Source organism: Holdemanella biformis DSM 3989, from assembly GCF_000156655.1.
GTDB lineage: Bacteria > Bacillota_I > Bacilli_A > Erysipelotrichales > Erysipelotrichaceae > Holdemanella > Holdemanella biformis.
On the sequence record NZ_DS996846.1, the window covers coordinates 22376 to 31238 of the forward strand.

Below are 8863 nucleotides of genomic sequence, written 5' to 3' on the forward strand. Positions count from 1 at the left end.
CTTCTTTCACTTGGTCTTATACCATCTCCAATATGACCACCATATTTCAATAAATATTCGTTTAAGTAATGTCTGATATTAACAGCACCAACCATGGTATCCCGGTCTTCATCTAAGCAAAAGAAAGTAGAATCAGGAACAAATCCATCATCCGTAGTTGATATTTCTAAATTATTTAGATAATATTCAAAATCATCATAATCATTTTTAAATATAGCCCATGGCGAAGTATTTGCGTCATGGGTATCGTTATACGATTTCCACTCTTTAATCATTTCTATAATTTGATTTTTGTATTGCAAACTGCCTTTCATTAATTTTAATGCCATGAATTTATTCCCTCCAAATTCCAATTTATCTAAATCTTTCTTATAGGATGTCGAATGACTGTTTTCCATTTTTCCGGTGCAACCTTTCTTGCATCCGACAAATATATTTCATGATGTAGTCTTTGACTATTCATATCATTCGCATATCCATTTTGTTTTAAATATTCATCCATAAGTGCAACTGTAGCTGGTTCATCATCAAAAGATCCTAAGTGCATGATTTGAACACATAAACCTTCATCGATCGTCAAAAACTCTGCCGATGAACAATCTATTTTTTTCTTTTTAGTTGCTGTTTCAACAGCCCATTCAAAATCTTTTTCATTCACAAAATCAGGCAATCGAATGACTGAAATCCAATGAAATGAATCTTTATCTGCATAATTCACACCATCTATATCATCCTGCCACCAGAATCCTTCTAGTGGTGGAACTACATATTCAAAGAATCCTTCAATTTTATAATTCGTCTTATAACTCATTCTCAAAGTATAAGCAATCGCATACAATACGCCAATTGCCTGCTGATATGCTCCATCTTCTTCATTTGGATTGCCCTCACCTCTGACCGCAATGTAATTTGCTTCAGGAACATTTACAATCACTGGTTTATTTTTAGGCATATAAAATTCTTTATATTCTTTCTTAAAATCAAAAGCCATAATTACTCCTTAAATTTGGTTTTATCTATTTCTTAAAGTATACCATTAAATATGAAAACTATACAAAAAGACTGATTTCTCAGCCTTTCATTTATAAATACGCTTTGTCTTAATCTATACGATCATAAACTATAATTTATTCGCTTATTTGTATTTTTTCTTAAGATTAATACTCAATATTATTGCAACAACTGATGAAATAATTAATCCTGCAACTAATGAAAATATCCAAAGATTGTTTTCATTAAAAAGAAGAATAACGGAAATATCCATAGATATTATGAAAAGTACAAAGAAAAGATTTAAAATTTTAGTATCTTCTTTCCAATAATTTTCTTTATCACTTGTACTTAAACTATTGTAAAATTCAAACCCATTGTCTAGTTCTTTACCAACTTTAGTGCTTCTTATTTTGTTTGTTGCATACCAAATAAGTAGGTATATCATGTTTAAAAAAATAAAAATCACAGTATTCTTTGTCATGTTTGTTCCTCCACAAATTCTGATTTATCTATTGCATTACGTTGATTACTTTACAGTGAAAGGTGTCCATTCAATGTGGTTATATTCCATCACATCATTTGCTTTTTTCATTCCTAATTTTTCGTAAAATGCAATGGCATTTTCATTCGCAACCAAATATACCGCAATATCATTTTTACCACCTGCTAAAGAATGTGCTGTCTTAATCAATTCCGTGCCAATTCCTTGATGTAAATAGTCTCTGTCTACACCTAAATCTGTTATATAAAGCCAATAGGCATAGTCGGTCAATCCAAATAAAACGCCGACAATTTGATTATCCTTGTTTCTTGCAACAAGACTGATTGATACATGATCAACCAGCTTTGCTATTCTTTCTTCGAATCGTTCCTTCGGATACTGTGATCCTATATCCGTACGCTTTAAAAATTCAATATATTCAATTGTAGAAATTCTCTCCTCTTTAATCTGAATATTTTTGCACATAAGAATTTTCTCCATAAATCCCCAATTCTATTTCTGTTGCCATTCCATTACATATTCTTTTTCTTTGGTAGCTTCATCAAAACCACTACACTGAATCTCAAATCCTTCTCTTTGATAAAAGGATATTGCCCGTAGATTCTTTTGATATACATTCAAAAATAATTTATTTCGTTTATTTTTTGCATAATTTAGAAGAGCTTTTCCTATACCATGCGACTGCATTTCATTAGAAACAAAAATACCCTCAATATATTCATCATTTAGACCTATAAATCCCTGTATTTCTTGATTATCCTCATAGACATAGACAGTTGCCTGCAGCAGCAATTCCTTCACTATTTCAAAATTATTTTGCCAATACTGCGAAGAAATATAATGATGTGCTGTCACGTTTGTATTCAACCATATATCTGCAACCTTATTTATATCAGCTTTTTGTAACTCTCTAATCATTAAAGTGGCTCTTTTCCAAATCCCAATTTATCAATTAAGCTTTACAACGCAAGATCTCTGTGACATTTTGCCACGCATTCTTACTCTTTTGTTCTGTACAACCCTTATAAGCCCCTAAATAGGGTGTAAAACCAAGTCTTGAATATAATTTGATAGCACCATAACTTTGCGATTGAGTTGCCAAATACAATGGATATTTACTTGGAATCATGTCATACATCATACAAAGTTTTGTAAGCATGGCCTGCGCAATCTTTTTATGTTGAGCCGATAAACTTACCGCTACATAATGAACACGAAGTCTACTTTCTTCAAAATCATTTCCAAACCAAAGTCCTGCACTACCAACTAATTCATTATTTTCATTTACGACAAACAAGAAATGTTTAGAAAAGAAATCTTTATCTCTAGTAAGCATACTATCCCATTTCTTTCTTGCCTCATCTATATTTTCAAATAAACAAACCTGGGTTTGTAGCTTGCACCAAGCTTCTTTTAATGATTCATCAAATTCAACATAATGAAATTTTGGATTTAATTCGATCTCTTTACGAATGGTCTTGCGTGCCATGACCATCAATACTTTTTCATAAGGTATACTTGTATCTAATACTGTCATAAAACTCTCCATTTCTTTTAAAATTAGTATATCATAATCTTCCTGCTTCAAATGATATAACAATTTCTTTTTAAATGTTATAACATTTGCTTGACTTCTCTTTTTTTACGTTCTAGAATGAAAACGTAAAAGAGAGGTAAACAATTATGAACAAAACACAACTCGCAAATTATTTTGACCACACATTTTTAAAACCTTATGCAACTGAAGCAGATCTTACAAAATTATGTAACGAAGCCAAAGAAATCGGAGCCGCTATGGTTGCGATCAATACAACTTGGACTAAATTCTGTAAAGAACAATTAAAAGGAACAAGTGTACATGTAGGAGCTGCCATTAGCTTTCCTTTAGGACAAGCCGGTCTAGCATCTAAAGTTGCCGAAACAAAGATTGCGATTGAAGATGGAGCTGACGAAATCGATTATGTCATTGATATTGGACAAGCAAAAATGCACCACTGGGACTACATTAAAGAAGAAATGGAAAGTATTGTTTCTATTTGTAGAAAACACAACGTCATTTCTAAAGTCATCTTTGAAAATTGTTATTTAGAAAAAGATGAAATCAAACAAGTTGCTTTAATTGCCAAAGAAGTAAAACCAGACTTCATCAAAACAAGCACAGGCTTTGGAACTGGCGGAGCCACTTTAGAAGATGTTAAATTAATGGTTGAAACTGTTGAAGGACAAGTAAAAGTCAAAGCTGCCGGAGGCATTCGTGATTGGAAAACATGTAAAGCCATGATCGATGCAGGTGCACAAAGAATTGGAACAAGCTCATCACTAAAAATCTTAGAAGAATTTGAAGCCGAGGAAAAATAACATGAAACCATTTTTATTAGAACCCATTCCTGATTATACAATTTGGGGAACCAATCATATCTCTAAAGCTAGAGGCATCGATGAAGACTATGGAACTTGGTGGGAAGTCAGTGCCCACCCTTATTGTTCAAACAAAATTGTTGGAACGGATAAAACATTAATGGAAATGATTCAAGAAAATCCGGATGAAGTATTAGGTAAAGGCTATACACTCCATGAAACATTACGACTTGCCTATCTAGATACAAAGGATGCTTTAAGCATTCAAGTTCATCCCGAAGATGACTATGCCCTAGAACACTCCAATGATTACGGAAAATATGAAAGCTGGTATATTCTAGATGCCAAACCAGGCGCTACTCTAGTTGCCGGAACAACTATCAATGATGCAGATGAAATCAAAAATGCCTTAATAAACGATGATGTTGAAAAATATCTAAATAAAGTCGAAGTGCATAAAGGAGACTACATTATTATTCCTAGCGGTATGCTTCATGCCTTAGGAAAAGACATCTTAGCTTTAGAAGTAGGTACAAACTCAAACACAACCTATCGTTTCTATGACTACAACCGTAAAGGAAAAGATGGAAAAACACGTCCTTTACATGTCAAAGAATCTTTTGATGTCACAAACTTCAATTTAAAACCTACTTTTGTTCCACAAAAACAGGAAACACACCGAATTGGCAATTGTCCTAACTTTACAGTGGACGAAGTATATGCTGATAAAGACATGGACTTAACATGTGATGAACATTACATGATTCTATCCAATATTGATTCAGATTGTACGATCGTATGGAATAGTGAAGAAATTGTATTACCACAATATGACAGTCTATTTGTACCATTCGCATCTAAGAAAATCACAATCAAACAAGGAGCACACCTATTAGTGTCAAATCCTAGAAAGGACTAATTTATGAAAACCATTTTAGTTACCGGAGCCAACGGCTATATTGCTAGCTTAGTAAGAGCGTATCAAAAAGATAACTTCAACTGGATCTGCATGACAAGAAAGGATGCAGACCTTACAAATCCTGAAGACGTAAAAAAATTTGTAGCTTCTCAAGATTTTGACATTTGTTTTCACACAGCCGCCAATGCAACAACGGCATTCTGCAATGAACATCCAGATTTAGTTCATAAAATCAATGTAGAAAGTACACAAGCCATCATCGATTGTTGTAAAGAAAAAGGTGCCAAATTGATTTTCTGTTCAACTGAACAAGCTTTCAATGGAAAAGAAAATTGTGGTCCTTTTAAAGAAGACGAACCATTAAGTGCTGTGACTGTATATGGGCAAAATAAAATCGAATGTGAAGAATTGATTCAAAAACAATTGGATGATGCGATCATCTTACGCTTTACATGGATGATGGGACTAAGCTATCCAGGCATCAAGGCAAGCCCAAGCATCATTAAAAATGTCATGAATGCGCTAATCAACCATACTCCAACATTATTTACTGTGAATGAAAAACGTGGTATGACCTATGCTAAGCATTTGGCTACACAATTTGATAAAATCACAGAACTTGAACCAGGCATTTATCATGTGGCATCAAAGAACACGATGACCACATATGAATCCGCAAAATACGTAGCTAAAGCTTTAGGCGCAAGTGATGAACTCATTGAAGAAATCATTTTACCAAACAACGAACGATACCAAGATCGATTCAGAGATTATCGTTTAGATAGTGAAAAACTAGAAAGTCTTGGAATTCATTTTGCGACATTTGAAGAAGATGTAAATGAAATTCTAATGGATTTTGGATGGAAGAAAAGTTAAAATAGCTTGTAGGAGGCTATTTATGACTATACTTGAGGAAAACGTTAAAAAATATTACCAAAGCGGATACAACTGTTCAGAAACGCTACTTCATGCCTGCAATGAAACCTATCAATTAGATATTTCAGAAGAAGACATGAAAATGATGGCCGGATTTGGTGGTGGCATGTTTATAGGAAGTACATGCGGCGCATTAGTCGGATCGATTGCGGCCCTATCAAAAATGGTTTGTAAGACAAAAGCACATGATATGTTACCAGAATTAAGACCGTTAATTCAAAAACATACACGTAACTTTAAAGAACTATTAGGCAATTTAGATTGTGCACACATCAAACCTGTACATCACAGTACAGATCCAAACATCAAATGTATGAACACTTGTTTATTAGCGGCAAAAGCTCTAGAAAAAACAATTGAGGAAGAACACCTATTATAGGATTCTTCCTCTTTTCTTATATTCGTAACAACCTGTCTACACGATGAATCAAATCTTGTTGAATACTAAAATCAACCTCAATACCATCCTCTTTATATTCCTGCTTATGCACCTTACCATTGGTATGAATATAATCAAGTACACTTACCTTTTCATAAGGAATCACGACATGTAAAGTTTCCATATGAAATAATTCCTTTTCAATTTCCTGCTTTAAAAACGCAATACTCGACTTTTCCTTGGCACAAATATAAATACGATTCTCTACACGTTTTGGATATTCAATATTTGTCTGATCACACTTGTTAAAGACATACAAATATGGAACTTTCTCACAACCAATTTCTTTTAATGTTTCTTCACAAACCTGAAGTTTACTATCCTTATGTTCATCTGAAATATCCACGACTTTTAAAATCAAATCCGAAACCACAGCTTCTTCAAGTGTAGAATGAAAGGCTTGTACTAAACTGTGTGGTAAATCACTAATAAATCCAACTGTATCACTTAAAGTAAACACATTATGATTCTCTGTTTCAATTTGACGTGTTGAAGTTGTCAAAGTCGCAAACAACATATCCTTCTCAAATACCGACTTATCTTCATTCACAAACCCATTCATAATACTTGATTTACCTGCATTGGTATAACCTGTTAGTGCTACACTTTTGACCATACCTTTTTTACGCTGATTACGCTGTACGCTTCTTTGTGTATGGATCTTATCCAATTCTTTTTCAACAAAATGAATCTTACTCTCAATTCTTCGCGCATCCAGTTCGATTTTCTTTTCTCCCGTTCCCTTGTTTTTTGAACCACCACGCTGTCTATCCATATGTTTGTAGCTTCCTTGAAGTCTAGGCAATAAATATTTAAGTCTTGCACATTCAACCTGAAGCATACTCTCTTTTGTCTTAGCACGAGAAGCAAAGATTTCTAAAATCAAAGCACTCTTATCCATGACCTCACAATCAAAAAAGTCCGATAGATTTCTTTGTACAGAAGGCGAAATAGTCTCTAATACAAGAACCATACTACATGCTTGATCTTCAAGAATGCGTTTGATTTCTTCAATCTTACCAGGATTCATATAATATTTTTTATGAGGATGCTCCAAATTTTGTGATACACTCATGCAAATTTCAATATCACAGGCAAGAGCTAATTCTTTCATTTCCTCCATTCTTTCTTCAAAAGAATGGCTTGTGTATGTTTGTACACCAATCAATATTGCTTTTTCCATAAATGTATTTTATCATACGATGCTAAAATGTTATAATATTTCATGAGGTGAATTCCATGAAAATTGCTTATTTAATGCACTATATGAAAAATAATTTTGAAGAAATAACAGAAAACCTAGATATATTGATCAACCAAGGCGATGATGTTTACTTGATGGTAAACGATGATGATCTACGTGATGATTTGATTCTATCCTATTGTGATACACCACAGTTACATGTGGCTCACCACCAACAAACTGCCCTTCCAGCCGATATGTCACTACCTAGAGGCTTTATTGTATTGATGAAAGATGCTTTGGAATATGAAAAAGAAGACGGATCCTTTACTTATGATCGTTTCATCATAATGACAGATGGTATGATCCCTACAAAATCAAAAGCACAACTTGTAGAATATTTAGAAGCACATGAAGACGAAGATATCTATTATGAAGTGGATAATTCAGATGAAAATGAAGAAGTAAAGAAAAGATTTGAAAACTATGCCTTCTTTACAAACTCTTATGATTTTCAAAAATCAAAAACCATTCGTGCCATGAATAAAATGACATCCAGTTTTGTTCATTCCTTTAAAAAACGTGAAATGGAAGACACAATCTATGTCAGCTATCCTTGGTTTATATTAACACATGAAAGCGCAAAAGCCTTGGCAGACAATTTAGCCTATTGTTCAAATACATTTAAAATGTGTTTATACCCAGAAGAAATGGCCATTGCGACAATGTTACATAAATTCTCAAATGTAGATCATCATAACGAAAACATATGGGCTATTGGTAAAAATGGTGAATACACACTACAAAGTTCAATGGAAAATGTAGAATTGGACACAATCAAAGAGTCTACTTATTTTGCAGCTCTAGCTCATAGTGAAGATAATCTTCAAGTTTATGAAGATTATTTTGATGCCTACACATGCGAATCGTAATTGTTTCGGATAATCACGGGAATCAAAATATCCTAAAAATTCTTTATCACATCTATTCTTCACTCTATAAAGATAATGTGAAATTCATTCATTTAGGAGATTCTCAAGCTACAAACATTAATGATTTAAATAACTTTATATGTGTCAAAGGAAATAATGATACGTTAGATTTACCTAAATTTCAAAGATTAACTGTTTTAGACAAACGCATCCATTTCTCACATGGAGATGAAGGATTGGATGAAATAAAAAAAGATATCGATCAACATCATCCCGATATCTATCTTTATGGACATACACATTTAGTCAAAGAACAAATCTACAACAATTGTTTGATTTTAAATCCAGGTTCAATCACTTTACCTAGAGATGATTGGCATGGATCTTATATCATTCTAACAATCGATAAGAAAGTCACATATAAAGTGGTTCGAATCAATGTAGAAACTATCTTAAATCAATATCAGTGCTTCATTAAATAAGGCAGCCAAATCCTTGGCTGCCTGTTTTCTTTAATTTATTTAATAAACTGTTTTGCGAAATTCCATGTATCTCTACACATATCATCTAGATTCTTTTCAGCTACCCAGCCAAGCTGTTC

Annotated in this window: 13 protein-coding genes; 6 read left to right on the forward strand and 7 right to left on the reverse strand. The window is 33.2% G+C overall.

Annotated elements, in window-relative coordinates; all coding sequences use genetic code 11:
• The 6 genes from EUBIFOR_RS13290 to EUBIFOR_RS09280 form a co-directional block, all read right to left on the reverse strand.
• Positions 1–329: GNAT family N-acetyltransferase (locus EUBIFOR_RS13290; protein WP_040466438.1), on the reverse strand; the 329-nt coding region annotated here is incomplete at its 3' end.
• A gap of 29 nt (positions 330–358) precedes the next feature.
• Positions 359–991, reverse strand: coding sequence for a GyrI-like domain-containing protein (locus EUBIFOR_RS09260; protein WP_003865775.1), 633 nt, complete (start codon positions 989–991; stop codon positions 359–361).
• Positions 992–1135: 144 nt separating this feature from the next.
• The gene (locus EUBIFOR_RS09265; protein WP_003865776.1) at positions 1136–1474 is read right to left on the reverse strand and encodes a hypothetical protein; all 339 of its coding nucleotides are present in this window, start codon (positions 1472–1474) and stop codon (positions 1136–1138) included.
• A gap of 45 nt (positions 1475–1519) precedes the next feature.
• Positions 1520–1960 carry a GNAT family N-acetyltransferase gene (locus EUBIFOR_RS09270; RefSeq protein WP_147587414.1) on the reverse strand — a complete coding sequence of 147 codons (441 nt, stop codon included), beginning with the start codon at positions 1958–1960 and terminating at the stop codon, positions 1520–1522.
• A gap of 27 nt (positions 1961–1987) precedes the next feature.
• A complete protein-coding gene (locus EUBIFOR_RS09275) occupies positions 1988–2413 on the reverse strand; it encodes an N-acetyltransferase (protein WP_003865778.1) in 426 nt (141 codons plus the stop codon).
• A 34-nt stretch (positions 2414–2447) separates the two neighbouring features.
• Positions 2448–3032 carry a GNAT family N-acetyltransferase gene (locus EUBIFOR_RS09280; protein ID WP_147587415.1) on the reverse strand — a complete coding sequence of 195 codons (585 nt, stop codon included), beginning with the start codon at positions 3030–3032 and terminating at the stop codon, positions 2448–2450.
• Between the two features lie 146 nt (positions 3033–3178).
• Between EUBIFOR_RS09280 and deoC the strand changes: the two genes are divergently transcribed.
• The 4 genes from deoC to EUBIFOR_RS09300 are packed head-to-tail and all read left to right on the forward strand — an operon-like array spanning position 3179 to position 6087.
• Complete coding sequence (gene deoC, locus EUBIFOR_RS09285; RefSeq protein ID WP_003865780.1) at positions 3179–3853, forward strand: deoxyribose-phosphate aldolase; 675 nt, start codon at positions 3179–3181, stop codon at positions 3851–3853.
• A 1-nt stretch (position 3854) separates the two neighbouring features.
• Positions 3855–4772, forward strand: coding sequence for a type I phosphomannose isomerase catalytic subunit (locus EUBIFOR_RS09290; protein ID WP_003865781.1), 918 nt, complete (start codon positions 3855–3857; stop codon positions 4770–4772).
• Positions 4773–4775: 3 nt separating this feature from the next.
• On the forward strand, positions 4776–5648 hold the full coding sequence (locus tag EUBIFOR_RS09295; RefSeq protein ID WP_003865782.1) for an SDR family oxidoreductase: 873 nt from the start codon (positions 4776–4778) through the stop codon (positions 5646–5648).
• 22 nt (positions 5649–5670) lie between these two features.
• Positions 5671–6087: a C-GCAxxG-C-C family (seleno)protein gene (locus tag EUBIFOR_RS09300; protein ID WP_050755968.1), complete on the forward strand. Its 417-nt coding sequence runs from the start codon at positions 5671–5673 to the stop codon at positions 6085–6087.
• A 16-nt stretch (positions 6088–6103) separates the two neighbouring features.
• Here the strand turns inward: EUBIFOR_RS09300 and hflX are convergent, their stop codons facing one another.
• Complete coding sequence (gene hflX, locus EUBIFOR_RS09305) at positions 6104–7330, reverse strand: GTPase HflX (protein WP_003865784.1); 1227 nt, start codon at positions 7328–7330, stop codon at positions 6104–6106.
• Between the two features lie 56 nt (positions 7331–7386).
• Here hflX and EUBIFOR_RS09310 point away from each other — a divergent pair, with 56 nt between their 5' ends.
• Both EUBIFOR_RS09310 and EUBIFOR_RS09315 read left to right on the forward strand, forming a co-directional pair.
• The gene (locus tag EUBIFOR_RS09310) at positions 7387–8262 is read left to right on the forward strand and encodes a beta-1,6-N-acetylglucosaminyltransferase (RefSeq protein WP_003865785.1); all 876 of its coding nucleotides are present in this window, start codon (positions 7387–7389) and stop codon (positions 8260–8262) included.
• Positions 8250–8744, forward strand: a complete 495-nt coding sequence (locus tag EUBIFOR_RS09315) for a metallophosphoesterase family protein (protein ID WP_003865786.1) — start codon at positions 8250–8252, stop codon at positions 8742–8744. The genes EUBIFOR_RS09310 and EUBIFOR_RS09315 overlap by 13 nt, the downstream gene beginning before the upstream one ends.
• Positions 8745–8863: the final 119 nt, after the last annotated feature.

What these genes read in the sequence shown, in the direction of transcription:
- hflX (WP_003865784.1), bottom strand. Translation starts at nt 7,330, where the DNA reads ATGGAAAAAGCAATATTGATTGGTGTACAAACATACACAAGCCATTCT.
- EUBIFOR_RS09260 (WP_003865775.1), bottom strand. Translation starts at nt 991, where the DNA reads ATGGCTTTTGATTTTAAGAAAGAATATAAAGAATTTTATATGCCTAAA.
- deoC (WP_003865780.1), top strand. Translation starts at nt 3,179, where the DNA reads ATGAACAAAACACAACTCGCAAATTATTTTGACCACACATTTTTAAAA.
- EUBIFOR_RS09270 (WP_147587414.1), bottom strand. Translation starts at nt 1,960, where the DNA reads ATGTGCAAAAATATTCAGATTAAAGAGGAGAGAATTTCTACAATTGAA.
- EUBIFOR_RS09265 (WP_003865776.1), bottom strand. Translation starts at nt 1,474, where the DNA reads ATGACAAAGAATACTGTGATTTTTATTTTTTTAAACATGATATACCTA.
- EUBIFOR_RS09290 (WP_003865781.1), top strand. Translation starts at nt 3,855, where the DNA reads ATGAAACCATTTTTATTAGAACCCATTCCTGATTATACAATTTGGGGA.
- EUBIFOR_RS09275 (WP_003865778.1), bottom strand. Translation starts at nt 2,413, where the DNA reads ATGATTAGAGAGTTACAAAAAGCTGATATAAATAAGGTTGCAGATATA.
- EUBIFOR_RS09315 (WP_003865786.1), top strand. Translation starts at nt 8,250, where the DNA reads ATGCGAATCGTAATTGTTTCGGATAATCACGGGAATCAAAATATCCTA.
- EUBIFOR_RS09280 (WP_147587415.1), bottom strand. Translation starts at nt 3,032, where the DNA reads ATGACAGTATTAGATACAAGTATACCTTATGAAAAAGTATTGATGGTC.
- EUBIFOR_RS09295 (WP_003865782.1), top strand. Translation starts at nt 4,776, where the DNA reads ATGAAAACCATTTTAGTTACCGGAGCCAACGGCTATATTGCTAGCTTA.
- EUBIFOR_RS09310 (WP_003865785.1), top strand. Translation starts at nt 7,387, where the DNA reads ATGAAAATTGCTTATTTAATGCACTATATGAAAAATAATTTTGAAGAA.
- EUBIFOR_RS09300 (WP_050755968.1), top strand. Translation starts at nt 5,671, where the DNA reads ATGACTATACTTGAGGAAAACGTTAAAAAATATTACCAAAGCGGATAC.